This is a genomic window from Massilia sp. X63, assembly GCF_041023745.1.
Lineage (GTDB): Bacteria > Pseudomonadota > Gammaproteobacteria > Burkholderiales > Burkholderiaceae_D > Telluria.
Genome location: NZ_JBFTEF010000002.1, coordinates 504,735 through 529,465, shown reverse-complemented (window position 1 = coordinate 529,465; position 24,731 = coordinate 504,735). Strand labels below are relative to the sequence as shown.

Below are 24,731 nucleotides of genomic sequence, written 5' to 3'. Positions count from 1 at the left end.
AACAGAAAGTATTGTTCCCGATCAGAAATGTCTATATGCTAAGATAAGGTTTTCGTGCCTAGAACAAACGTTGAAACAATGTTCTGTTCGGTAGATCAACAAGCAAGACCATGTGGCAACCCGCCCTTGGGCTGCCTCGGACAACCCCTCGACAAGCGGCCACGTTTGAGATCATGCAACAATCGGATCAGGATATCCGCAATCGTCTATTGATTGCCCGTCTGCCGGCCATGCCGCAGATCCTCGTGCGTCTCATCGAACACCTGCAGGCCGACGACCTCGGCATGCCGGAGTTGGCCGCCCTGATTTCGAAAGATGCCGGCATGACCGGCAAGCTGCTGGCGGTCGCGAACAGTTCCGCGTACCAGCGCCACCAACGCAACGTCAATCTCGAGCAGTCCCTGGTCGCCCTCGGCACCGACATGATCAAGACGCTGGTGATCAGCGACTCGGTCTTCCAGACCTTCAACAACTTCCCGCATTCGGGCAGCACCGACCTGCGCGCGTTCTGGAAGAATTCGCTCGGCACCGCCGTCATCGCGCGCGACATCGCGCGCGCGGTCGAGTACCCGCACCAGGAAGAAGCCTACCTGGCCGGCCTGCTGCACAATGTCGGCCGCCTGGCGCTGCTGGCCACCGCGCCCAAGGAATACGCCTACAACTTCACCGCGCGCGACGACGAGGACCTGTGCGCCGTCGAGCAGCGCACGCTGCAGATTACCCACGCCGAAGCCGGCGCCTGGCTGATCGAGCGCTGGCAGCTCGACTCCTTCCTGGCCGACGCGGTGCTGTACCACCACGAAGCGAGCGAGCGCCTGGAGTCGGCCCATCCCCTGATCCGCATCGTGCGCCTGGCCCACGTGCTGTCCAGCCATGCCGACGACGAAGCGCAGGTGGCAGAAGCGGCCGCCCTGTGCGGCATCGACGGCGAGCAGGCCGCCCAGATGCTGGCCGGCGCCGCGCGCCAGATCGACAAGGCAGCCGCCCACCTGGGCATCGACCTGGCGGGCGCCGACGACATCCCGGCGCCGCCGGCTTATGCGCCCCCCAGCCTCGACCCGGTGCAGCAGCGCCTGTCCGAGGAAGTGCGCAACATGGTGCTGGTCTCGGAAGTGGGGCAGAGCTTCGCGCGCCAGCAGGGCGAGAGCGGCCTGCTGGAAGCGATGACGCGCTCGGCGCGCATCCTGTTCGACTTCGGCAATGCCGTCGTCCTGCTCGAAAACCCGACCGGCCACGCCCTGGTAGGCGCCCCCACCCAGGGCAGCCAGCGCATCGCCGAATTCGCCGTGCCGCTGGCAAAGGGCGGCGCGATCGCCAAGAGCGCGCTGGAGCGCCGTCCGGCCTTCATCGGGCGCGAGCCGCATGACGGCGGCACGCTCGGCCTGGCCGAGGAACAGCTGCTGCGCATGCTCGGCACCGAGAGCATGGTGTGCGTGCCCCTGGTCGCCGGTGCGCGCTGCCTGGGCGTCCTGATCGGCGGCATCGCCGCCTGGCAGGTCCCGTATTGCCAGCGGCGCGAACGCTTCATGCAGTCCTTCGGCGCGCAGGCCGCCAGCGCGCTGGAGAACATGCTGTCCGAACGCGGCCACGCCCGCCGCCAGCTCGCGCACGTGGCCGAGGAATACCGCGAGGCCTCGCGCCGCGTGGTGCACGAAGTGAACAACCCGCTGTCGATCATCAAGAACTACCTGAGTGTCCTCGACAGCAAGCTGGCGCGCCAGGAACCGGTGAACACCGAGATGTCGATCCTGAACGAAGAGATCGACCGCGTCGGCCAGCTGGTCAGCAGCCTGGCCGACCTCAAGCCGAGCGAGGCGGGGCCGCGCCCGACCGACGTCGCCAAGGTGGTGGACGAGGTGCAGCGCCTGTTCCGCAGCACCGGCTTCGTCCCTGCCACGGTCGACATCGCCGTCACCATGCATGACGAAGCGAGCCGCATCGAGGGCGATGCCGACGTGCTCAAGCAGATCCTGGTGAACCTGGTGAAGAACGCCATCGAGGCGCTCGGCAATACCGGCGGGCGCGTCGAGATCATCAACCGCGGCCACGTCAACCGCGAGCGCCAGCTCTACCTGGAGCTGGTCGTCAACGACAACGGTCCCGGCCTGTCGCGCGAGGTTCTGGCGCACCTGTTCTCGCCGGTGAAGAGCACCAAGGACGGCGCCCATCACGGCCTCGGCCTGTCGATCGTGCACAGCCTGGTCAAGAAGCTGGGCGGCCACATCGCCTGCCGCAGCGGCCGCAGCGGCACCGCATTCGAAATTCTCCTGCCGGCGTGGTCCGGCGCCGGCACCGCCGCTGGCCCGGCGCTCGCCAGCCCGATGGCGCTGCCGGCCCGCGCGCTCGGCACCGCATAAAGTCATGATGAACGCGCACACTGCCATGTTTGAGCCGGCCGCCTACAGCCCGACGCTGGAAGCCGACAGCCAGCCGCGCCTGCTGCTGGTCGACGACGAACCGCGCCTGCTCTCGTCGCTGTACGAGCTGCTGAAGGACCGCGGCTACTCCCTCACCACCGCCTCCTCGGGCAGCGAAGCCCTGGCCCATCTGTCGCGCCTGCGCTTCGACCTGGTCCTGCTCGACCTGCGCCTGCCCGACATCGGCGGCCACGAGATCATGGACTTCATCAACCAGAAGGGGATCAATGCCGACGTGATCGTGATGAGCGGCGAGGTGGGCATCGATGCGGCGATCGGCGCACTCAAGCGCGGCGCCTACGACTACCTGCGCAAGCCCTATTCGCGCGAGGAACTGCTGGCCACGGTGGCGAATGCGCTCAAGGGCCGCCGCCTGGCGCTCGAGAACCAGCGCATGGCCACCCAGCTGGAAAACTCGGAGAAGATGTACCGCTACCTGGTGGACTCCTCGCCAGACATCATCTATACCCTGAACCACGAAGGCCGCTTCACTTTCGTGAACGACCGCGCCTACCAGCTGCTCGGCTACTCGCGCGACGAGCTGCTCGGCAAGCACTATTCGGTGCTGGTCCACGAAGAAGACCTGGAGCGCGCCCGCTACGTGTTCAACGAGCGCCGCGTCGACGAGCGCGCCTCGCGCAACGTCGAGCTGCGCCTGAAGTGCCGCGGTGGCAACAGTCAGGACCGCACCTTCAACAACACCCTGATGACGATCTCGCTGAACGCGATCGGCATGCACGTGCCCGACCAGGAAGTGAAGAAGCTCGAGTTCTTCGGCACCTACGGCGTGGCGCGCGACATCACCGACCGCAAGCGCGCCGAGGAAGTCATCTCCTACCAGGCCTACCACGACATCCTGACCGACCTGCCGAACCGCATCCTGTTCAAGGACCGCCTCGGCCTGGCCGTGATCCAGGCCAAGCGCAAGAAGACCGAGCTGGCGGTGATGTTCATCGACCTGGACCGCTTCAAGCTGGTCAACGACACCCTGGGGCACGTCAAGGGCGACGAGCTGCTGCAGCAGGCCGCCACCCGCCTGAAGGATTGCCTGCGCAAGGGCGACACGCTGGCGCGCCAGGGCGGCGACGAATTTACCATCGTGCTGCCGGAGCTGCGCGACCGCGACGACGCGCGCATGGTGGCCGACAAGTTCCTCGAGACCCTGCAGGATCCCTTCGACCTGGATGGCCACGAAGTGCACATCTCGGCCTCGATCGGCATTGCGATCTACCCGACCGACGGCGAATCGATCGACGAGCTGCTGCGCCATGCCGACATCGCCATGTACCAGGTCAAGGCACAGGGCAAGAACGGCCACAGCTTCTACCACACCTCGATGCTGGACATCTCGCACCAGAAGATCGCCCTCGAGCAGGCGCTGCGCCGCGCGCTCGAGCAGGACGAACTGGAGATGTACTACCAGCCGCAGATCGACGCGCTCACCGGCCGCATCGTCGGCGCCGAGGCGCTGATGCGCTGGAACCACCCGACCCGTGGCCTGCTGTCGGCCGGCGAGTTCCTGCCTTTCGCCGAAGAGAACGGCCTGATGCTGCCGATCTCGGACTGGATGATCGGCGCGCTGTGCCGCGACATGCTGCAGTGGAACGCCACCGGCACCGACCATGTGCGCCTGTCGCTGAACCTGTCGCCGCAATACCTCGACCGCGGCGACTTCTTCGAAAAGATGCGCAACGCGCTGGTGCGCTACGGGATCGCACCTGGCCAGATCGAAGTCGAGATCACCGAGAACATCTGCATCCGCAATCCGCAGTACGCGATCGAGCAGCTGAACAAACTGTGCCAGCTCGGCGTGTCGGTGGCGATCGACGACTTCGGCACCGGCTACTCGTCGCTGTCCTACCTGCACCGCTTCCCGATCCACACGGTGAAGATCGACCAGTCCTTCGTGAAGGAGATCCACGAGGAGGGCGGGCACTACCCGGTGATCCTGGCGATCATCTCGATCGCGCGCGGCCTGGGCCTGAACCTGATCGCGGAAGGCGTCGAGACCGAGGAGCAGGCGCGCTACCTGCGCGCCAACGGCTGCATGACGATGCAGGGCTACCTGTACTACCGCCCGATTCCGCTGGGCGAGTTCATCAAGTCGCTGCGCACCCAGCCGACGCTGTTCGGCCTGCGCGCGGTCCAGGCCTGACGCCGCCATGCTCGATCTCCCGGCCCAAGCCGGCGACCTCGCAGGTCGCAAGGCCGAACCACACTACAGCGCCGAATTCCTGCGCGTAAAAGGGATGGCCGAGCGCGGCGTGCCGAGCGCCCAGCACAGCCTGGGCTTCATGTACGCCAGCGGCCAGGGCGTGCCGCAGAACCATGAGCTGGCGGTGGCCTGGTACCGCATGGCCGCCAGCGCCGATCTCGAGCTGGCGCAGTACAACCTCGGCGTGATGTACCAGAAGGGGCAGGGCGTGGCCCAGGACTACGGCCAGGCCGCCTACTGGTACCGGCGCGCCGCCGAACAGGGCTACGCGCCGGCGCAGTACAACCTGGGCTGGCTGTATGCCAAGGGGCAGGGCGTGCCGAACGACGTGCAGCAGGCGCTGCACTGGTTCAGCCAGGCCGCAAGCCAGGGCGAAGCCGGCGCCCAGCATAACCTCGGCATGATGTACGAGACCGGCAAGGGCGTGCCGCAGGACCAGGACGCGGCCACCGAATGGTACCGCCGCGCCGCCAGCCAGGGTTATGCGCGCTCGCAGTTCAGCCTCGGACTGCGCGCCAGCGGCAGCCAGGCGATCGACTGGTTCCGCAAGGCCGCCGAGCAGGGTTACGCGCCGGCCCAGTTCAACCTCGGCCTGCGCTACGACAAGGGCCAGGATATCGAGCAGGACAGCACACGCGCCATCCTGTGGTACGGCCGCGCCGCCGAACAGGGGCACGTCAGTTCCCAGTTCAACCTCGCCCTCATCTACGACAGCGGCCACGGCGTACCACGCGACGAAGCGCTGGCGCTGCACTGGTACGGCCGCGCAGCAGAGCAGGGCCATGCCGGCGCCCAGGACAACCTCGGCGTGCGCTACGAACACGGCCAGGGCGTCGAACGCGACCCTGCCAGGGCAGCGCACTGGTACCGCCAGGCGGCCGCGCAGGGCATGCCGTCGGCGCAGTACCACCTGGGCCAGCTGTTCGACGCCGGCAGCGGCGTGCCGCAGGATCCGGCGCAGGCGGCGCACTGGTACCGCCAGGCGGCCGAACAGGGCCACCTGCGCGCCCAGTTCGACCTCGGCCTGCGCTACGAGGGCGGCATCGGCGTGGCGCGCGACGAGGCGCAGGCGCTGGAGTGGTATCGCCGCGCCGCGCACCAGGACTACGCGCCGGCCCAGTACATGGTGGGCGCGCTGCTCGACCGCGCCGAGCATGCCGACCCGGTCGAGGCCACCGACTGGTTCCAGAAAGCCGCCGACCAGGGCCACGCGCTGGCGCAGTTCGAACTGGGCCTGCGCCACGATTGCGGCAAGGGCGCCGAGCGCGATTACGAAGCTGCCCATTTCTGGTACCTGTGCGCGGCGCGCCAGGGCCACGCGCGCGCGCAGTTCAACCTGGGCGTGATGTATTCGGCGGGGCAGGGCGTGCAGCGCGACCTGGTCGAGGCCTATGCGTGGCTGCAGCGTGCCGGCGGCGCGGGCGTGGGGGCGGCGTCGGGCTATCTCAAGAAAATCGCGGCGCGCATGGAGCCGCAGTTGCTGGCGCAGGCGCAGGGCTTTTCCTGACGCATCCTGGCTGCTCACGCGTGGGTTGAACGCGTGGGCGGGAAGACCCGCCCACCCTACGTAAACACACTGTGGGCAGGGCCCGACATATGCATCCACTTCCTCTGGCGCGAGCTCGGCGATTCCTGTAGGGTGGGCGGCTGCGCCGCCCACGCGTTCAACCAGCGCATGATCGGACGGGACGCATACATACAACAACCAGTCCACGAGACGCCCATGAAAAAACTCGCACTTCCCATGCTGCTCGGCCTTGCCGCCTTCGCAGCCGTGCCTTCGCACGCCGCAGCTCCCACTTCCGCCAAGGCCACGGTCTTCGACCGCAAGGCCTACAGCATCGACCACAAGAAATTCGTGCTGCCCAACGGCCTGACCCTGCTGGTCCACACCGACCACAGCGTGCCGGTGGTGGGCGTGAACATGTGGTACCACGTCGGTTCGCGCAACGAGAAGCGCGGCAAGACCGGCTTCGCCCACCTGTTCGAGCACTTCTTCTTCAACGGTTCCGAGAACTACCCGCACGGCTTCCGCGAGGCGATGGACGATCTCGGCGCGAACAACCGCAACGGCACCACCAATACCGATCGCACCAACTTCTTCGAAGACGTGCCGGTGTCGGCGCTGGAACGCACCCTGTTCCTGGAATCGGACCGCATGGGCTTCCTCGGCAACTACATCTCGCAGGCGATGCTCGAGCGCGAGCGCGGCGTGGTGCAGAACGAGAAGCGCCAGGGCGAGAACCAGCCGTATGGCCGGGTGCGCATGGAAATCTCGTCCAAGATGTATCCGTACTCGCATCCGTACTCGTGGTCGACCATCGGCTACATGGAAGACCTGCAGGCGGCTTCGCTGGACGACATCAAGGAGTGGTACCGCACCTACTATGGCCCGAACAACGCGGTGATCTCGCTGGCCGGCGACATCACCCCGGAGCGCGCCTATGAGCTGGTCAACAAGTACTTCGGTGCGATCCCGCCGGGTCCGCCGCTGCCGCGTACCGAGAAGTGGATCCCGCAACTGGACCGCAACATCCGCGACGAGATGGAAGACCACGTGCCGCAGGTGCGCATCTACCGCAGCTGGCACACCTCGTCGTGGAAGGATGCCGACACCCAGCGCCTGAACCTGCTGGCCGGCGTGCTGGCCGGTTCCAAGAACGCGCGCCTGGACAAGCGCCTGGTGTACGACAAGGGCATGGCCACCGGCGTCTCGGCTTACGTCAACGACGCGGAGCTGGGCGGCACCTTCAACCTGTCCGTCACGGTCAAGCCGGGCGTCGATCCGGCTGAGGTCGAGCGCGAAATGGAGCGCGTGGTGGCCGAGCTGCTGGACAAAGGCCCGACCGAGGCCGAACTCAAGCGCGTGAAGACCCGCGACCTGGCCGATTTCGCGCGCAGCCTGGAGCGCGTGGGCGGCATGGGCGGCCGCAGCGACGTGCTGGCCGAAAGCCAGACCTACGGCGACAAGCCGGACGCCTACCTCGACCGCCTCGAACTGTTCGCCACCAGCAGCCCGGCCGACGTCAAGGCGGCGGGTAACCGCTGGCTGCGCGCCAACCACTACACCATGACGGTGCGGCCGTCGGCCAAGCTGGCCGCGACCAAGTCGACCCTGGACCGCAAGAAGCTGCCAAGCCTGGGCGATGCCCCGGACGTCAAGTTCCCGGCGCTGCAGCGCGCCCAGCTGAAGAACGGCCTGAAGGTCGTGCTGCTGGAACGCCATACGGCGCCGATCGTCAACGTCTCGCTGGCGGTCGACGCCGGCGCGGCCTCGGACAGCAGCGCCAAGGCCGGCGCCGCCTCGCTGGCGCTCGACCTGCTGGACAAGGGCACCAGGAACCGTGACGCCTTCGCGCTGTCGGATGCGCTGGAAAACCTGGGCGCGCGCCTGACCACCGGCACCTCGCAGGACCAGTCGCTGGTACGCCTGCAGGCCACCAGCGCCAACCTGACGCCGTCCCTCAACCTGATGGCCGAAGCCGCGCTGAGCCCGAGCTTCCCGCAAGACCAGTTCGCGCTCTCGAAGAGCCGCCGCATCGCCGGCATCGCCCAGGAAAAGGCCCAGCCGAACAGCCTGGCCTTGCGCCTGATCCCATCGGTGCTGTACGGCGCCGACCACGCCTACGGCAAGCCGGCCTCAGGTTTCGAATCGAGCGTGCAGGGCCTGACCCGCGACGACCTGATGGCCTGGCACGGCACCTGGTTCAAGCCGGGCAGCGCCACCATCGTGGTGGCAGGCGACACCACCATGGACAAGCTGCTGCCGGCGCTGGAAGCGAGCTTCGGCAAGTGGCAGCAGGGCAGCGCCCCGGCCAAGAAGATGAGCACGGTGCCGGCGACCCAGGGCAAGCGCCTGATCCTGGTGGACAAGCCGGACGCGCCGCAGTCGACCATCGTCGCGACCCACGTGTCGCAGGCCTACGGCCAGCCGGAAGACCTGGCGATGGAGCCGGTGATGACCAACTTCGGCGGCATCGCGACCTCGCGCCTGAACCGCAACCTGCGCCTGGACAAGCACTGGAGCTACGGCACCCAGGCCCGCCTGCCGGACGTGCGCGGCCAGCGTCCGTTCTACATCATCGCGCCGGTGCAGACCGACAAGACGATCGAGGCGATGCGCGAGGTGCAGAAAGAGCTGCGCGGCGTGGCCGGCGAGCGTCCGCTGGTGGGCACCGAGTACGAAAGCATCATGCGCAACATGAGCTCGCGCCTGCCGGGCCGCTTCTCCACGCTCGCCGCACTGGAAGCGGCGGGGCTGGACGCCGTCAACCTGAGCCTGGCGGACGACTACTGGACCAGGTATGCGTCCAACGTGCGTGCGCTCACGCCGGAGCAGCTGGGTGCGGCCTCGTCGAAGTTCATCAAGCCGGACGAGGCGGTGTGGATGGTGATCGGCGACCTGCGCAAGATCGAGGCGGGCGTGCGCTCGCTGGGCTGGGGTGAAGTCACCGTAGTGGATGCGGACGGCAAGCCGATTCGTTGATCTGAGCTTGCTGTCGTAGGGTGGGCGACTCGTCATCCGGTCCACTGGACCGGATGACCCCACGCGGTGATAGGTGCAATATGAGCAGCCGCGCGGGCTGCAGTGCTGTAGTTTGACCGCGTGGGCGGGAGACCCGCCCACCCTACGGTACCTGGAAAGCCTGGTCTCTGACCGGGCTTTTTTTACGTCTTGCCCCGTCTTTGAACCGCTGGAGGCATGCACACTTGCGCCCATCGTCCCTGTGCATACGCGCGCGATAGTATACTGTATGCCCATACAGTTCAAGGCATGCGATGGAACTCAAGGACAAACTGGAAATCCTGGCCGACGCCGCGAAATACGACGCGTCCTGCGCCAGCAGTGGCGCGCCCAAGCGTTCGTCCGAGGACAAGGACGGTTTCGGCGCCACCACCGGCATGGGCATCTGCCACAGCTACACGCCGGACGGCCGCTGCGTCTCGCTGCTCAAGATCCTGCTCACCAACTTCTGCATCTACGACTGCCAGTACTGCATCAACCGCCGCACGTCCAACGTGCCGCGCGCCCGCTTCTCGGTCGAAGAAGTGGTCAAGCTCACCCATGATTTCTACGTCCGCAACTACATCGACGGCCTGTTCCTGAGCTCGGGCATCATCCAGTCGGCCGACTACACCATGGAGCAGCTGGTGGCCGTGGCGCGCCAGCTGCGCGAAGTGCACAAGTTCCGCGGCTACATCCACCTCAAGACCATCCCCGACGCCGACCCGCTGCTCATCGAAGAAGCGGGCCGCTGGGCCGATCGCCTGTCGGTGAACATCGAGCTGCCGACCCACGACAGCGTGACCCGCCTGGCGCCGGAAAAGAACGTCCACACCATCAAGCTGGCGATGGGATCGATCCGCCGCAAGCTCGACGAAAAGGCGGAAGAGCCGAAGGCGCCGAGCTTCGCGCCGGCGGGGCAGAGCACGCAGATGATCGTCGGCGCCGACGCCAGCGACGACCACACCATCCTGAATACCGCCGAAACGCTGTACGGCAGCTACAAGCTGAAACGCGTGTACTACTCGGCCTTCAGCCCGATCCCGCAAAGTCCGAAGAGCGTGCCGGCGGCGCCGCCGCCGCTGCTGCGCGAGCACCGCCTGTACCAGGCCGACTTCCTGCTGCGCGGCTACGGGTTTACCGCGGGCGAGCTGATGCCGCAATCGGGCAACCTGGCGCTCGACGTCGATCCCAAGCTGGGCTGGGCGCTGGCCAACCGCGAGCACTTCCCGCTCGACCTGAACCGCGCCGACGAGACCATGATCGCGCGCGTGCCCGGCATCGGCATCCGCAACGCCAGGCGCATCGTCGACCTGCGCCGCCTGCGCCGCATCCGCTGGGAAGACCTGTCGCGCCTGCGCTGCAGCATGAAGAAGCTGGCGCCCTTCATCGTCACCGCCGACTACAAGCCGGTGCAAGGCGCCGCCAGTTCCCACCTCCTGCGGCGCCACCTGGCCGACGCGCCCGAGCAGATGAATTTGTGGCCGGAACTGCAGGCCGCATGAACGAGGCCACCGCCCTGCCTGGCGCCGCCGGCCAGCCGCTGGCGGTGAACAGCTTCGCCGAATGGCGCGAGGCGGCGCGCGAGCTTCTCAGGGCCGGCGTGCCGCCCGAGGCGGTGAGCTGGGGTACGCCCGAGGGCGGCGATCTGTTCTCGGGTGCGCCGGCCCTGCCTGAGCCGGACGATAATCAAGGCAACCGATTGCAGGAAGCGCAATCGCCACGACCGCCGGCGCAGGGGACAAGTCCACGCGTGCCGCGATCGCTGCTGGAGATGCTGCAGAAAGCCGCGTGCTTCCGCGCCCCGGACCGCTGGGCTTTCCTGTATCGCGTGCTGTGGCGCTGGACGCATGGCGAACACGACGTGCAGTCGCCCGCCGATCCGGACGGCAGCCGCCTGCACGGCATGGTCAAGGCGGTGCGCCGCGAGGAGCACGACATGCATGCCTACATCCGTTTCCGTGAACGCCCGCTGGATGCAGGCGATCCGCGCTTCGTCGCCTGGTTCGAGCCGCGCCACGACGTGCTGCCCCAGGTGGCCGAGCACTTCGTCGCCCGCATGGGCAAGGTCAGCTGGATGATCGCCACGCCCGAGGCCAGCGTGCTGTGGGACGGCCGGGCGCTGCACCACACCGGGCCGCTGATGTCGAGCGCGGCCGAGCTGGATGATGCGGGCGAGGCGCTCTGGCTCACCTACTACCGCAGCATCTTCAATCCCGCGCGCGTCAACGCCCAGCTGATGCAGAGCCACATTCCCTCGCGCTTCTGGAAGAACCTGCCGGAAGGCGCGATCGTGCCTTCGCTGGTGAGCCAGGCCGAACTCGGGGCGCGCAAGATCGGGCAGGTCGAGGCGGTGGGCCGCAAGAGCGGCGCCACCATTCCGATCAGCGCCGAGGCGGCGCAGCCGGACCGCGAGCAGCCCTCGAAACTCGACGAGTGCCGGCGCTGCGAGCTGTGGCAGTACGCCACCCAGGCGGTCGGCGGCGAAGGCCCGAAGCGTTCGCCGATCATGATCGTCGGCGAGCAGCCGGGCGACCAGGAAGACCTGGCCGGCAAGCCCTTCGTCGGCCCGGCCGGCAAGCTGCTCGACCAGGTGTTCGCCCAGGCCGAGGTCGACCGCAAGGCGATTTATCTGACCAACGCCGTCAAGCACTTCAAGTGGGAACCGCGCGGCAAGCGCCGCCTCCACAAGACCCCGGTGCAGCGCGAGGTCGAGGCCTGCCATTACTGGCTCGAGAAGGAACTCGCCGCGGTCAAGCCGAAGGTCATCGTGGCCATGGGGGCGACCGCGCTCAAGTCCGTGATGCGCAAGGGCACGGTGGCGCTGAAGGACTTCCTCGGCAAGCCGGTCCGCATCGACGGCTGCTGGCTGGTCACCATCTACCACCCCTCGTATGTGCTGCGGGTGCCCGACGAAGCATCCAAGCACGAAGCGTTCTCGGTCATGGTCAAGGGCCTGAAGCTGGCCCACGAGCTGCTGGAGCGGCCCGAGCTGCCGGAGCCGGACTGAAAAAATGGTGGATTTGCCGAAGTGTTGTACAGATGACGCAGGTTAATAAAAATCTCGTTGTCGAACACACTACAATCTCGCCAATACTCACGTTTGTCTCGTAATATTTCCATACGGCATTAACTGCCGAGCGAGCGGAGGCGTCCGGGCCTGCGCCGCATATCGACGAGACAAGCATGACTTCCCTTTTTTTCCGGCTGTCGCCGGCGCTATTGCCAGGCCTGCTGCTGGCCCCGTTCATGGCGGCCGCGCACGCCGGCGGCGACGACACCGCGTCGCCCTCGGCCACGCTTCCCTTGAGCGCCACGGTCACCCTGAGTTCGCAGTACGTCTCGCGCGGCATGCGCCAGAGCTGGGGCCGTCCTACGCTGCAGGCGGGCCTGGACTACGCGCATCCGAGCGGCTGGTCCTTCGGTACCTGGACCTCGACCGTCAGCGACCGCTTCATCGAAGGCGGCCGCCTCGAGTGGGACCTGTACGGCGGCTATGCGGGCACGGCCGGGCCGCTGGGCTACAGCCTGACCCTCATGCACTACCGCTATCCGGGCGCCCGCATCGGCGCCAGCGCCACCAAATACGACTACACCGAATTGGTGCCCGGCCTGAGCTTCGGGTCCTTCTATGCGAAGTACTACCGCACCGTGTCGCGCGACTTCTTCGGCATCACGGGCGCACGCGGCACCGGCTACCTGGACGTGGGCGCCAACCACGAGCTGGGCGGCGGCTACACGCTCAACCTGCACCTGGGCGACGGCCGCGTGGCCGGCAGCGGCAACGCCATGTGGGACTGGCACGACGCCAAGGCCGGCGTCACCAGGGCCTTCGACGGCGGCTGGAGCGTGGGCGCGGCCTATACCCGCGCCTGGGGCGCGACCGATGCCTACGACCGTTATACGACCGGCGTGCCGCGCGCCGACGGCGCCATCGCCTATTCGAATCCTGCCAAGGGGACGTTCGCCGTGAGCGTCGCCCGCGCCTTCTGAGAACAAGAGAGACGACCATGAACGAGCACCAGACCGCGCACGAGGTGCAGCATGCTGCGCGCCGCCGATTTTCCCTGTCGCTGAGCGCCAAGATCTGCATCACCGCCACCCTGCTGGTGGTGGCGGCCCTGGGCGTGACCTCGACCTTCATCGCGGTCAAGAACAGCCAGAGCGCCGAAGAGGCCGCGATGCGCCAGGCGCGCACGCTGACCCTGGAAGCGTCCGCGCTGCTCAAGGGCCGCATCGCCGCGAACCTGGCGACGCTGGAAAGCGCGGCCACCGTGCTGGCCTCGACCCAGGCCGCCGGACATGCGCTGGCACGCGACCAGGTCGGCGACCTGGTGCGCGCCACCCTGGCGGGGTCGGAAGACTTCATCGGCAGCGCCGCCGCCTATGAGCCGGATGCGCTGGACGGCAAGGATGCCGAGTTCGCCGGCCAGGCCCCGCTGTACGACGCCACCGGCCGCTACATGCCTTACTGGACGCGCAGCCCGGAAGGCAAGATCAACGTCGAACCGATCGTGTTCGTCGCCACGCCGGGCGGCAACGACTGGTACGACCTGCCGAAGGCGACCGGCCGCGCCCACTTCACCGAGCCCTACATGTACCCGATCAACGGCAAGGACGTGCCGATCGCCACGCTGGCCGCGCCGATCATGGTGGGCGGCCAGTTCAAGGGCACGGTCACCGGCGACTTCCCGCTCGCCGGCCTCGGCACGATGCTCGCCAACATGAAGGTGATGGACGAGGGCACGCTGGCGCTGATCTCGAACGGCGGCATGTACGCCAGCCACAAGGACCACATCCGCAACGGCAAGAAGGCGGCCGACCTGCCGGCCGCGGCGCTGGACGCGGTCAAGCAGGGCAAGCCCTACGAGTACCTCGACGAGCAGGGCATCGTGCACGTGCTGCAGCCACTGCAGGTCAGCAAGGACATGGCGCCATGGGCGATTGCGCTGGCCTTCCCGCAAAGCGTGACCACCGCGCCGGCGCGCGAACTGGCCGGCTACGCGGCGCTGGTCGCGGTGCTGTGCGCCGCGGCCGCGGCGCTGGTGATGGTGACGGTCCTGCGCCGCCTGACCCGCCCGCTGCGCGTGCTGGGCAGTGCGATGACCGGCCTGGCCGGCGGCAACGCCGACCTGAGCGCCCGCCTGGCGGTGCGCGGCAACGACGAGCTGGCCGAGATCGCCCGCGGATTCAACAGCTTCGTGGCCAAGATCCAGGATGTGCTGGCGCGCGTACGCACCAGCTCCGACGCGGTGGCGGTGGCCTCCGATGAGATCCGCCAGGGCAATGCCGACCTGTCGGTGCGCACCGAACAGCAGGCCAGCGCGCTCGAGGAGACCGCGGCCTCGATGGAAGAGCTGAACGGCACCGTGAAGCAGAATGCCGACAACGCGCGCCAGGCCAGCCAGCTGGCCGCCTCGGCCAGCGAGACCGCCACCCGAGGCGGCGAAGTCATGGCCCAGGTGGTCGACACCATGGGCACGATCAGCGAGGCGTCGAAGAAGGTGGTGGACATCATCGGCGTCATCGACGGCATCGCCTTCCAGACCAATATCCTGGCGCTGAACGCCGCCGTCGAAGCGGCGCGCGCCGGCGAGCAGGGCCGCGGCTTCGCCGTGGTGGCGACCGAGGTGCGCAACCTGGCGCAGCGCAGCGCCGCCGCCGCCAAGGAGATCAAGACCCTGATCGGCGACTCGGTCGACAAGGTCAGCATGGGCACCATGCTGGTCGAGGACGCCGGCAAGACGATGGACGAGGTGGTGACGAGCGTGCGCCGCGTCAGCGACATCGTCGCCGAGATCAGCGCGGCCAGCGCGGAGCAGAGCAGCGGCATCGGCCAGGTCAACCAGGCCATCGTGCAGATGGACGGCGTGACCCAGCAGAACGCGGCCCTGGTGGAAGAAGCGGCGGCGGCGGCGGAAAGCCTGCAGCAGCAGGCGGCCACGCTGGTGGCGCTGGTGGGCGAGTTCAAGCTCGACGGCGGACCGGGCGCGCAGGCGCCGGCGCGCCCGAAGCCGGCAGCAGCGGCAGCGGCGCGCCTGTCCATGCGGGCCGCATGAAAACGCGGCGAACCGTGCGCTGTTAAGTTCCGGTTCATACTGCCGGGCTAAGCTTGACGGACAACCAACAACAAGGGTGTCCCGATGCTGAAATATGCGATCCTTCCGGCGCTGTGCCTGGCCCTGTGCGCAGCGCCCGTCCATGCCCAGAGCGACGAAGCCGCGGTCCCGCCCGCGGCGACGGCGGCCACCGACGATGCGCCGGCCGCGCCCGAACAGATCCTGGTCGTCGGCCAGAAGCCGGGGCCCGGCATGTGGAAGGTGTCGAAGGACGGTCACGCCTTGTGGATCTTCGGGACCTACTCGCCGCTGCCGGTCAAGATGGACTGGCGCTCGCACGAGGTCGAAGCCGTACTCAAGCGTTCGCAGGAGTACCTGGCGCCCCCCAGCACCAAGCTCGAATTGTCCTACTTCCAGACCGCGCTGGCGCTGCCCAGCCTGATCGGCATCAACAAGAACCCCGACGACGCCACGCTGCGCGACGTGCTCCCGGCGGATGTCTACGCGCGCTGGCTGCCGCTCAAGCAAAAGTACCTGCCCAAGAACAAGGAGCGCGACCGGCCGATCTTCGTGGCCAATGAACTGTTCGGCGCCGCGATGAAACAGGCCGGCCTGACCTCCAGCATCGACGTGCGCAAGCAGGTCGAGAAGATGGTCGAGCAGAACAAGCTCAAGGTCACCCGCAGCGTTGTCGAACTCAAGGTGGACAACCCGCGCCAGCTGATCAAGGATTTCAAGAAGTCGCCGCTGGACGACCTGGCCTGCTTCTCGACCACCCTGAAGCGCCTGGAAAGCGATATCGACGCGATGCGCGTGCGCGCCAATGCCTGGGCCAAGGGCGATATCGACGTCATCCGCAAGCTCGATTTCGACGAGCAGGAAAGCTGCAGCAACGTGATCCGCAACAGCGCCGTCCTGCGCGAGCACCCGGCCTTCCAGGGCGCGGAAGAGCGCCACCGCGCCCTGTGGCTGGCCAACGCCGAAGCCGCGCTGGCCAGGAACGCCTCGACCTTCGCGGTGCTGTCGATGAAGGACCTGCTCGACCCGAAGGGGCTGATGGCGGCGCTGGCCGCGAAGGGCTATACGGTGGAGCAGCCGGAATAGGCGCAGCCGCTCCATGCAGCGCGAAGGCAGGCCGATCGGCGCTTTCGCGCAGTATTGAACAATTGTCAAAGCGCGCCAAACGCGCGTAGAATGCAGGCAACGCGGGTGTAGCTCAATGGTAGAGCAGAAGCTTCCCAAGCTTACGACGAGGGTTCGATTCCCTTCACCCGCTCCACGGTAGAAAACGCTTCGCTTCTCATCCTTCCTCGGTCCACAAATCAGAACCGCTCCACGAAATTAGCTTTCGCCAGCCCGATTGCTCATGCGCTGTCCTGGCCGCTGGAATCGCGCAGCTTGAGTGCCACCGCGCTGGCCAGTGATCAACCCACTGCCGCCGGATCTGATGCTCACGGAGAGGGCCGACACTTGTGCGGAGGCGGCTGCAGAGATTCTCGGCGACGGAGCATATGTTGCAAGTTTCATGCTGCAATACCAGCGCGTTGTCGAGCGGTTCGAGACCTACCGGGCAGTGCATGCGTGGTCGGCCTGATCAGGCCGACCGCCGCGGCGGCCAGTCAGCCATCACATCTACGCATCAGCTAACAGATTGACCCGTAGGTGCTCTTGCCAGTCGGTACGTTGAGGCCGAAATAGCACCTGTACCCTTCATCCTTCGTGTACGTGCAAGAGAGGTCTCCCCGGTTCCTTTCGCGATAGTCCCGGGCACTGCTACACGCTACTTTGGCATCAGGCCCGATCTGGCCAAAAAGCTCTTTCGCGAGCGGCCCTTTGAACATGAACGCAACTTTTCTGTCCTTGGCCGTAGGTGGCACCGCATCTCCCAGCTCTCCGCCATATACCTGGTAGTCGCCCTGGAGGGGCTTGGGGCGGCCGTCCCACTGCTCTTGCTTCTTTGCGGCGGGCTGACCGACCGCTGGGGCCACGGAACAGATTGCGCAAGCAGCAGCGACAAGCAATAGGCGCGCGTTCATCGGGCCAACCCCGGCCACAAATTGACATGGAAATGATCGTCGTGACCCTTGAGGCTCGACACGCGGCCTTGACCGAGCGCCTTCTGCACGGCCGGGTCATTGAAGAACACGATCTTTACCCATGGGTGCTGCACAAACAGGCGAATCAAACTGGTTGTAGCTTCACCATCGTAAGTCTTGTCTCTGTACGAACAGCGGGCGACCTGGCCCGTCAACTTGTCCTTGCGTACAGGGCGACAATCCACCTCGATGCCCAATTGGTGAGACTTGTGTTTGTCGTACTCCTTACCACCGTCGATGCTGATGTTCCCAACCCCGAATTTTCGGTCGCAGATGGCCTGCCATTTCCGTTCGATCTGGAAGATCAGGGTGAGTAGGTTTGGATGGGCATATTGCGCCAGATGGCCGGTCCCAGGCACATGGCCCACCGTCCCGTACAAGTAGTAGCCCGCCTGCTCAGGGGCCTGCGGAAGCATGAAATACCCTCGTGAGTCCTTTGGCTGTACTGGAATGGTCATGGCGAGCCCTCACGCGCAGGACTTCTTGGCCGCAAGGTCCCAGCCGCCGGTGGTGGTGCCGCTCGCGCCGCCGCCGATCTTTTGCTGGGTGTATGACCACTTCACCTTGGAGAAGCAGAGGCCGATTTCATCCTGGACCAGACCTCCACCAGCCATCCCCTGGTCCATGTGCGACACCATTACGTTCTCCAGCTCGACCTGGTAATACTTGACCGGCTTGCCGTCGCCGTCGGCGCGCATGAACTCGATTTTGGCTTTCGGGATCGTCTTGCCCATCGAGCAGTGCTGCATCAGGATGGGCGATGCAACGTCGGCAAGCTTGGAAAGCGACAGGATTCGATGCTCGCAATGGCCGGCTGTGTGGCCGCTGCTGGACTTGTTGGCAACCGTGGGTTGCGTCACACCCCAGTAAACCGAGGTCAGCTCAATCCAGCCCTGGTGGCCAGAGTCTGCCGACTCGCCTTTGATACCTTCGATTTGCAGATATGCGTCTGCTGCCATGTTGCCTCCATGTGATAAAGAGGCATCGTCGCAGGGATGGGCTTAGCGCAATTTGGCAGCGGTCAACGATCAGACCGCCCACGATCAAGGCCTCAGCGCCGGCTTATTGGACTATCGGCGGGTATGTAATCCAGTCCCCAGCATGTCACCAGTAGCAAGTCCCGCTTGTCCCGCACCGCAGCCAGCCAGCGCTGACCAGCACTTCCAGTCCATTCTTCAGTACCGCACCGGCGTGTCGTGCGCGAGTTCGTCGCGTTCGCGCGAGTGCGTCCTGGGCGCTGCATCGCGCGCCAACGAATCAGCGGCGACCCGACAACGGCAGGCCCGCACGGCAACCGTGCGGGCCTGTTTACCGTGCGCCGCGCGCACAGCGGCGTGAGTCTTATGCGCGCTTCAGTGTGCGGCGGCGGCCGGCGGCCAGCGCGGCGGCGCCGGCGCCGAGCAGCAGCATGCTGGCCGGTTCGGGAACATCGCCGTCTTGTTTGGCGTTGGCGACGAAGAAGACCTTTTCGTAATCTCTGGAGGCGTTCAGTCCGGAGATGTTGTTGATCCGGTAGCCACCGACCTGTGCCAGGGTATGCAGGCACATGCTGGTCGGGCTGCTTGCGCTGGTGTCGCAGGAAGACAGGGTCACGCTGTCGTTCGCCGAAGTGAAGCCCCAGGACCAGTTCGAGGCGTAATACCAGCGGGAGCCGTTGGCCAGGTGCGTGTTCGAGGTCGTGCCGGTGTTGACGATGGTGTCGGCGTAATCCGCAGCCGCCAGGACCAGGAAGCTGTCACTGCCTTTGATGCGGCCAGCCATCATGAGCTTGTCGCCTTGGCATGCATTGAGCACCTTCTCGCCGGAGTTGCCGATGGCGGTGCCGAAATCCGAGGCGTAGCATTGGGTCCAGCCACCGCTGGTCACGGTCGAGAGGGCGACGTTGGTTTGTGGGCCGACGGGCATGTAGGGGCCGGCGTGAGCGCTGCCGACGATACCGAAGGCCATTAATGCAAGAGCGATTTTTTTCATGGATTGTCCCTGTTTTGATACGCTCCTCATAGCATTTTCCATGCCAGGAGGAAATAATGTTTCAAAACAAGAAGTTACAATCCCTGAGATCTTTACCGTGTAAAAGTGTAAATTTTTTCGACAGCATGTGATACGACCTGCGGGGCCGGCGCCGGTGCTGGTGACGCTGGGCGGCGGCGTGGCCGCACTCAAGCGCTCAGCAGATCCCCCGAGCGGAAGGATTCCGTGCCCGCGATCTTGCAGACGTGCATGCCGCGCAGCAGGTGCCGGTGCGCCGTGCTGGCGAACAGCAGGCCCGCATGTTCCGCGCACAAGGTGGACACCTGTCCGCTCACCGGATTGACGATGTCCGCCACCGGCTCGCCCGCTTCGACCGAGTCGCCGAGCCGCTTGTGGAACACCAGCACGCCGGCATGCGGCGCGGCCAGCGGCTCGACGGCATTCAGCGGCGTCGCGCGGCAGGGAGTTTCCGGCAGCGGCGCCAAGGGGATGTCGAGCACGCCGGCATGGCCCAGGTACTGCAGCATGGCGCTGGCGTCCTGGCGCGCGTAGTCGTAGCGCACGTCGTTCTCGCCGCGCAGTTCGACGGTGACCGCGACGCAGGCGGGCGGGATCGCCGTGCCCTCGAAATGGTCGGCCAGGTCCCACCACAGGCGGCTGCAGGCTTCGTCGAAGGCTTCGCCGCCCGAGGCCTTGGCCACCAGCAGCACGCGCGCCCCCAGCAGGGCCATCAGCGGCTCGACGGCTTCGACCAGCGGGGTGCCGGTGTACATGTGCATCAGCGCTTCGTTATCGCAGTGCAGGTCGAGCACGATGTCGGCATCGATCGCCATCGCCAGCAGGGTCTTCTTGAGCGTTTCGGCGTCGTCCTTCGGTTCCCACAGTCCGATCTGGCGGCGCGCCTCTTCGCGGATGAGGGCGACGTTGGCGTCCACGTCACTGCCCAGCTTGCCCTCGAGCGACTTCTTGAGGTCGTCCGCCACGTGCCGGTACAGGCGATTGAAGTTGATGCCGGTGGCCAGGTGGTAGCGGCCGAAGGGCGCGCCGTGGATGACCTGCGACAGTCCGATCGGGTTGGCGGCCGGCACCAGGATGATCTCTCCCTTGATCCGGCCATCGGCGTCGAGCCGGTCGAGTTCCTGGCGCAGCACGTGCGCCACGAGCATGGCCGGCACCTCGTCGGCATGGACGGCAGCCTGGATGTACACCTTCTTGCCGCCGCCCGGCGTGCCGTAATGGAAGGAAGTCAGGTGGGCGGTGGCGACGTTCTCGTCGGCGGCGATGGGGTGTTTCACGGATTGCATGGACAGGGGCTCCGGCGCTCGGCATGGAATAAAGCACGATTATGCGCGATTCGGCCGCAAGGCCCCGCACGCCGCCCGGATGCTGGCCGGGGCTGCCGGCTAGGCTATAATGACAGCCGTTTTTTCCTCACACTATTCCCCCATGTCCTCTGAAAAGCCTACCCCCGGCCCGGCGCGTTCCATGCTTTACGATCCGACCGAACACCGCATCCGCAGCTTCGTCACGCGGGCCGGCCGGCTGTCGACCGCCCAGGCGCGCGCGCTGGAGGAACTCGGTCCCAAGTACCTGATCGAGTACAAGAAGGAGACGCTGGACCTGGAGCAGGCCTTTGGCCGCAAGGCGCCGGTGATCCTGGAGATCGGCTTCGGCATGGGCGACACCACCGCCCACATCGCGCGCCTGATGCCGGAAAAGGACTTCATCGGCGTCGAGGTGCACACGCCGGGCGTGGGCAGCCTGCTCAAGCAGATCGGCGAGCAGGGCATCGAGAACCTGCGCCTGATCCAGCACGACGTGGTCGAGGTGCTGAACCACATGATCGCGGACGGCTCGCTGGCCGGCGTGCACGTGTTCTTCCCGGACCCGTGGCACAAGGCGCGCCACAACAAGCGCCGCCTGATCCAGCCGGCCTTCGTGAAAGTCTTGTGCGACAAGCTGGCGCCGGGCGGCTACATCCACTGCGCCACCGACTGGGAAGACTACGCCGTGCAGATGCTGGAAGTGCTGGGCAACGAGCCGCTGCTGCAGAACACGGCCGAGGGCTATGCGCCGCAGCCTGAGTATCGTCCGCTGACCAAGTTCGAGAACCGCGGCCTGAAACTGGGCCATGGGGTGTGGGACCTGGTCTTCACCAGGAAGTAAGGTTTACCGTAGGGTGGGCGGCTTCGCCGCCCACGCGTTCAAGCAGCACAAGAATAGCCGCGCAGGCTGCATTGCCGCGGTTTGAACGCGTGGGCAGGAAACCTGCCCACCCTACGAACGGCGAAACCCGTCAGCCGACGCGGTGCGGGCGCCGCGCGTACAGCCCGAAATACACGATCACCGCATAGCACACCGCCGGCACGATCAGCGCCATCTTGAGGCCCACCGCATCGGCGGCGGCGCCGGTCAGCAGCGGCACCACGGCGCCGCCCACGATCGCCACGCAGATCACGCCCGAGCCTTCGGCGGTGCGCGTGCCCAGCCCTGCGCAGGCCAGGGTAAAAATGGTCGGGAACATGATCGAGTTGAACAGGCCGATCGCCAGCAGCGACCAGCCGGACAGCGCGCCGGTGGTATTGGCCGACACCAGCAGCAGCCCGATCGTCAGCGCGGCCGCGCAGGCCAGCACCTTACCCGGCGAGAACAGGCGCAGCAGGGCCGCGCCGATGAAGCGGCCGACCATGGCGCCGCCCCAGTACAGCGGCACGTGCTTGCCGGCTTCCTCGGCGCCCATGCCGAGCACGCTCGATTCCATCAGGTAGTTCACGATGAGCGAGCCGATCGCCACTTCGGCGCCCACGTACAGGAAGATGCATAGCGCGCCGAGCGCGAAGCGCGGCTGCTTGAGCAGGTCGAAAGCGTGCAGGATGTTTTCCGACGGCGCCGGCGTCTCCACCAGCTTGCGGCGGTTCATCCAGACGGCGCCGCCCAGCAGGGCCAGCGCGATCGCCAGGCCGATGTAGGTGTGCACCACGACCCGGGTCTCTTCCTGGCGGAAGGCGTCCAGCGCCGCACCGCTCAGGGTGGACGGATCGACCGTGGCCAGCGAGCCCAGGATCAGGATCGCGCCCACGTAGGGGAAGACCGTGGTGCCGAGCGAGTTGAAGGCCTGCGCGAAGGTGAGGCGGCTGGACGCCGTCTGTGCTTGACCCAGCATCGAGATCAATGGGTTGGCCACCACCTGCACGATGGTGATGCCCGCGGCCAGCACGAACAGCGCCAGCAGGAAGGTGCCGAACACGCCCGAATACGAGGCCGGGATGAACAGCAGGCAGCCGGCGGCCATGGTCATCAGGCCGACCACGGCGGAGCGCATGTAGCCGAGGCGCTGCACGATGGCGGCGGCCGGGATCGAGACGAAGAAGTAGGCGGCGAAGAAGGCCGACTGCACCAGCATCGCCTGCGCGTAGCTGAGCGTGAACAGGTCCTTCAGCTTGGGAATGATGACGTCGTTCAGGCTGGTGATGCCGCCGAAGACGAAGAACAGTGCGAACACGAAGCTTTGCAGCCCGGGCGCGTTGACGGGAACATACGCATCCGCGCCGTCCTGATCGGGTGCGACGGTCGTGCTGGTGGGGGTGGGGATGGCCATGGGGTGTCTCTGGGTTGAACGAACTCAAGCCAGGACACTACATCATCTCGTTGATGATGGCGACAATTTCGTCCCCGTAGGACACCAGCTTTTTCTCGCCGACCCCGGATACGCCGCGCAGCGCGTCGATCGAGGCGGGCTTGACTTTGGCGATCTCGCGCAGGGTCGCGTCCTGGAATACCACGTAGGCCGGCACGCCGTGCTCGCGTGCGGTGCCCATGCGCCAGGAACGCAGGCGCTCGAAGATCGCCTGCTCGGAGCGCGACAGTTCCATTTCCTCGTAGCCGCCGCTGCGCGACGAAGACGGCCGCTTGGCCTTGACCGGTTTCTGGTACTGGCGCAGCTGCACCTTTTGTTCGCCCTTGAGCACCGGACGCGCGGCGTCGGTGAGCTTGAGCGAGCTGAAGGCGTCGTGGTCCACGGAGACGAAACCGAGCGCGATGGCCTGGCGCACGATGGCGCGCCATTCCTGCTCGGAGCGGTCGGCGCCGACCCCGTAGACGGTGAGCTTGTCGTGGTGCCACTGGCTGATGCGCTCGGTCTGGGCGCCGCGCAGCACGTCGATCACGTGGCCGGCCGCAAAGCGCTGGTCGACCCGGTACACGGTCGACAGCAGCTTCTGCATCGGCACCGTGCCATCGACCTGCACCGGCGGAATCAGGCAGGTGTCGCAGTTGCCGCAGGGGCCGGAACGCTCGCCGAAGTAGTCGAGCAGGCGCATGCGCCGGCAGGACAGCGTTTCGCACAGGCCGAGCATGGCGTCGAGCTTCATCGACAGCACCCGCTTGAAGGTCTCGTCGGCCTCGGATTCGTCGATCATCCGGCGCTGCAGCACCACGTCCTGCAAGCCGTAGGCCATCCAGGCGCTGGCCGGCATGCCGTCGCGGCCGGCGCGGCCGGTCTCCTGGTAATAACCCTCGATGCTCTTGGGCAGGTCGAGGTGGCAGACGAAGCGAACGTCCGGTTTATCGATGCCCATGCCGAAGGCGATGGTCGCCACCATCACGATGTTGTCTTCGCGCAGGAAACGCGACTGGTTGGCGGCGCGCACGCTGTGCTCCATGCCGGCGTGGTAGGGCAGGGCCTTGATGCCGTGCTCGCAAAGGAAGGCGGCGGTTTCCTCGACCTTCTTGCGCGACAGGCAGTACACGATGCCGGAATCCTGCGGGTGCTCGCTGCTGATGAAATCGATCAGCTGCTTGCGGCCGGTGGTCTTCTCGACGATGGAGTAGCGGATGTTCGGGCGGTCGAAGGACGAGACAAACTTGCGTGCATCAATCAGTTGCAGGCGGTGCGCGATCTCATCGCGGGTCTGCTGGTCGGCGGTCGCGGTGAGCGCGATGCGCGGGATGGTCGGATAGCGCTCGTGCAGGACCGACAGGCGGATGTACTCGGGCCGGAAGTCGTGGCCCCATTGCGAGACGCAGTGCGCTTCGTCGATCGCGAACAGCGAGATCGGCGAGGCGTCGATGAGCTCGAGGCAGCGCTGCGTCAGCAGGCGCTCGGGCGCCACGTAGACCAGGTCGATGTCGCCGCTGCGCACCAGGCGCTCGATGCGCAGGGTTTCCTCGAAGGTTTGGGTGGAATTGAGGAAGGCGGCGCGCACGCCGACTTCTTCCAGCGCGTCGACCTGGTCCTGCATGAGGGCGATGAGTGGAGAGATGACCACGCCGACCCCGTCGCGCAGCAGCGCGGGGATCTGGTAGCACAGCGACTTGCCGCCGCCGGTGGGCATCAGGACGAGTGCGTCGCCGCCGCTGGCCACGTGCTCGACGATCTCGGCCTGCTGGCCGCGGAAGGCCGGATAGCCGAAGACCGTCTCGAGGACGTGGAGGGCGCGCGCGCCGATATCGGAAGTCATACTTTAATGC

Annotated in this window: 16 protein-coding genes and 1 tRNA gene; 11 read left to right on the top strand and 6 right to left on the bottom strand. The window is 66.3% G+C overall.

The features are described 5' to 3' along the window. Positions 1-173 precede the first annotated feature (173 nt). The 10 genes from AB3347_RS06460 to AB3347_RS06415 all read left to right on the top strand — a co-directional run bounded on the left by AB3347_RS06460 (position 174) and on the right by AB3347_RS06415 (position 16,474). Positions 174-2,357 (top strand): HDOD domain-containing protein, encoded by a 2,184-nt coding sequence (locus tag AB3347_RS06460; protein ID WP_369090955.1) that lies wholly within the window; start codon positions 174-176, stop codon positions 2,355-2,357. A gap of 7 nt (positions 2,358-2,364) precedes the next feature. Beyond that, entirely contained in the window at positions 2,365-4,572 is a 2,208-nt protein-coding gene (locus tag AB3347_RS06455) for an EAL domain-containing protein (RefSeq protein ID WP_369091081.1), read from the top strand. A gap of 7 nt (positions 4,573-4,579) precedes the next feature. Beyond that, complete coding sequence (locus AB3347_RS06450; RefSeq protein WP_369090954.1) at positions 4,580-6,139, top strand: hypothetical protein; 1,560 nt, start codon at positions 4,580-4,582, stop codon at positions 6,137-6,139. Between the two features lie 216 nt (positions 6,140-6,355). After that, the gene (locus AB3347_RS06445; protein ID WP_369090953.1) at positions 6,356-9,118 is read left to right on the top strand and encodes a M16 family metallopeptidase; all 2,763 of its coding nucleotides are present in this window, start codon (positions 6,356-6,358) and stop codon (positions 9,116-9,118) included. Positions 9,119-9,411: 293 nt separating this feature from the next. After that, complete coding sequence (locus AB3347_RS06440; protein ID WP_369090952.1) at positions 9,412-10,641, top strand: putative DNA modification/repair radical SAM protein; 1,230 nt, start codon at positions 9,412-9,414, stop codon at positions 10,639-10,641. Continuing rightward, positions 10,638-12,146, top strand: coding sequence for a UdgX family uracil-DNA binding protein (locus tag AB3347_RS06435; RefSeq protein WP_369090951.1), 1,509 nt, complete (start codon positions 10,638-10,640; stop codon positions 12,144-12,146). The genes AB3347_RS06440 and AB3347_RS06435 overlap by 4 nt, the downstream gene beginning before the upstream one ends. A gap of 176 nt (positions 12,147-12,322) precedes the next feature. Continuing rightward, complete coding sequence (locus AB3347_RS06430; RefSeq protein ID WP_369090950.1) at positions 12,323-13,129, top strand: TorF family putative porin; 807 nt, start codon at positions 12,323-12,325, stop codon at positions 13,127-13,129. 17 nt (positions 13,130-13,146) lie between these two features. Next, positions 13,147-15,195 carry a methyl-accepting chemotaxis protein gene (locus tag AB3347_RS06425; protein WP_369090949.1) on the top strand — a complete coding sequence of 683 codons (2,049 nt, stop codon included), beginning with the start codon at positions 13,147-13,149 and terminating at the stop codon, positions 15,193-15,195. Positions 15,196-15,279: 84 nt separating this feature from the next. Beyond that, on the top strand, positions 15,280-16,299 hold the full coding sequence (locus tag AB3347_RS06420; RefSeq protein WP_369090948.1) for a TraB/GumN family protein: 1,020 nt from the start codon (positions 15,280-15,282) through the stop codon (positions 16,297-16,299). Positions 16,300-16,400: 101 nt separating this feature from the next. Further along, positions 16,401-16,474: transfer RNA gene (locus AB3347_RS06415), tRNA-Gly, on the top strand. Positions 16,475-17,227: 753 nt separating this feature from the next. Here AB3347_RS06415 and AB3347_RS06410 read toward each other — a convergent pair. The 4 genes from AB3347_RS06410 to AB3347_RS06395 all read right to left on the bottom strand — a co-directional run bounded on the left by AB3347_RS06410 (position 17,228) and on the right by AB3347_RS06395 (position 20,566). Then, complete coding sequence (locus tag AB3347_RS06410; RefSeq protein ID WP_369090947.1) at positions 17,228-17,749, bottom strand: penicillin-insensitive murein endopeptidase; 522 nt, start codon at positions 17,747-17,749, stop codon at positions 17,228-17,230. Positions 17,750-17,758: 9 nt separating this feature from the next. Next, a complete protein-coding gene (locus AB3347_RS06405) occupies positions 17,759-18,250 on the bottom strand; it encodes an Hcp family type VI secretion system effector (RefSeq protein WP_369090946.1) in 492 nt (163 codons plus the stop codon). A gap of 382 nt (positions 18,251-18,632) precedes the next feature. Next, positions 18,633-19,292 carry a PEP-CTERM sorting domain-containing protein gene (locus tag AB3347_RS06400; RefSeq protein ID WP_369090945.1) on the bottom strand — a complete coding sequence of 220 codons (660 nt, stop codon included), beginning with the start codon at positions 19,290-19,292 and terminating at the stop codon, positions 18,633-18,635. 158 nt (positions 19,293-19,450) lie between these two features. Beyond that, on the bottom strand, positions 19,451-20,566 hold the full coding sequence (locus AB3347_RS06395; protein ID WP_369090944.1) for a succinylglutamate desuccinylase/aspartoacylase family protein: 1,116 nt from the start codon (positions 20,564-20,566) through the stop codon (positions 19,451-19,453). A 181-nt stretch (positions 20,567-20,747) separates the two neighbouring features. Here AB3347_RS06395 and trmB point away from each other — a divergent pair, with 181 nt between their 5' ends. Next, positions 20,748-21,428 carry a tRNA (guanosine(46)-N7)-methyltransferase TrmB gene (trmB, locus tag AB3347_RS06390; RefSeq protein ID WP_369090943.1) on the top strand — a complete coding sequence of 227 codons (681 nt, stop codon included), beginning with the start codon at positions 20,748-20,750 and terminating at the stop codon, positions 21,426-21,428. A 130-nt stretch (positions 21,429-21,558) separates the two neighbouring features. Here trmB and AB3347_RS06385 read toward each other — a convergent pair whose 3' ends face one another. Further along, positions 21,559-22,860 (bottom strand): sugar MFS transporter, encoded by a 1,302-nt coding sequence (locus tag AB3347_RS06385; protein ID WP_369090942.1) that lies wholly within the window; start codon positions 22,858-22,860, stop codon positions 21,559-21,561. A 37-nt stretch (positions 22,861-22,897) separates the two neighbouring features. Continuing rightward, entirely contained in the window at positions 22,898-24,721 is a 1,824-nt protein-coding gene (recQ, locus tag AB3347_RS06380) for a DNA helicase RecQ (protein ID WP_369090941.1), read from the bottom strand. Positions 24,722-24,731: the final 10 nt, after the last annotated feature.

Excerpts from the sequence above, each read along its gene's own strand:
- AB3347_RS06430 (WP_369090950.1), top strand. The coding sequence starts at position 12,323 with ATGACTTCCCTTTTTTTCCGGCTGTCGCCGGCGCTATTGCCAGGCCTG.
- AB3347_RS06445 (WP_369090953.1), top strand. The coding sequence starts at position 6,356 with ATGAAAAAACTCGCACTTCCCATGCTGCTCGGCCTTGCCGCCTTCGCA.
- AB3347_RS06400 (WP_369090945.1), bottom strand. The coding sequence starts at position 19,292 with ATGAGGAGCGTATCAAAACAGGGACAATCCATGAAAAAAATCGCTCTT.
- AB3347_RS06435 (WP_369090951.1), top strand. The coding sequence starts at position 10,638 with ATGAACGAGGCCACCGCCCTGCCTGGCGCCGCCGGCCAGCCGCTGGCG.
- AB3347_RS06410 (WP_369090947.1), bottom strand. The coding sequence starts at position 17,749 with ATGACCATTCCAGTACAGCCAAAGGACTCACGAGGGTATTTCATGCTT.
- AB3347_RS06405 (WP_369090946.1), bottom strand. The coding sequence starts at position 18,250 with ATGGCAGCAGACGCATATCTGCAAATCGAAGGTATCAAAGGCGAGTCG.
- trmB (WP_369090943.1), top strand. The coding sequence starts at position 20,748 with ATGCTTTACGATCCGACCGAACACCGCATCCGCAGCTTCGTCACGCGG.
- AB3347_RS06440 (WP_369090952.1), top strand. The coding sequence starts at position 9,412 with ATGGAACTCAAGGACAAACTGGAAATCCTGGCCGACGCCGCGAAATAC.
- AB3347_RS06455 (WP_369091081.1), top strand. The coding sequence starts at position 2,365 with ATGAACGCGCACACTGCCATGTTTGAGCCGGCCGCCTACAGCCCGACG.
- AB3347_RS06450 (WP_369090954.1), top strand. The coding sequence starts at position 4,580 with ATGCTCGATCTCCCGGCCCAAGCCGGCGACCTCGCAGGTCGCAAGGCC.
- AB3347_RS06425 (WP_369090949.1), top strand. The coding sequence starts at position 13,147 with ATGAACGAGCACCAGACCGCGCACGAGGTGCAGCATGCTGCGCGCCGC.
- AB3347_RS06395 (WP_369090944.1), bottom strand. The coding sequence starts at position 20,566 with ATGCAATCCGTGAAACACCCCATCGCCGCCGACGAGAACGTCGCCACC.
- recQ (WP_369090941.1), bottom strand. The coding sequence starts at position 24,721 with ATGACTTCCGATATCGGCGCGCGCGCCCTCCACGTCCTCGAGACGGTC.
- AB3347_RS06420 (WP_369090948.1), top strand. The coding sequence starts at position 15,280 with ATGCTGAAATATGCGATCCTTCCGGCGCTGTGCCTGGCCCTGTGCGCA.
- AB3347_RS06460 (WP_369090955.1), top strand. The coding sequence starts at position 174 with ATGCAACAATCGGATCAGGATATCCGCAATCGTCTATTGATTGCCCGT.
- AB3347_RS06385 (WP_369090942.1), bottom strand. The coding sequence starts at position 22,860 with ATGGCCATCCCCACCCCCACCAGCACGACCGTCGCACCCGATCAGGAC.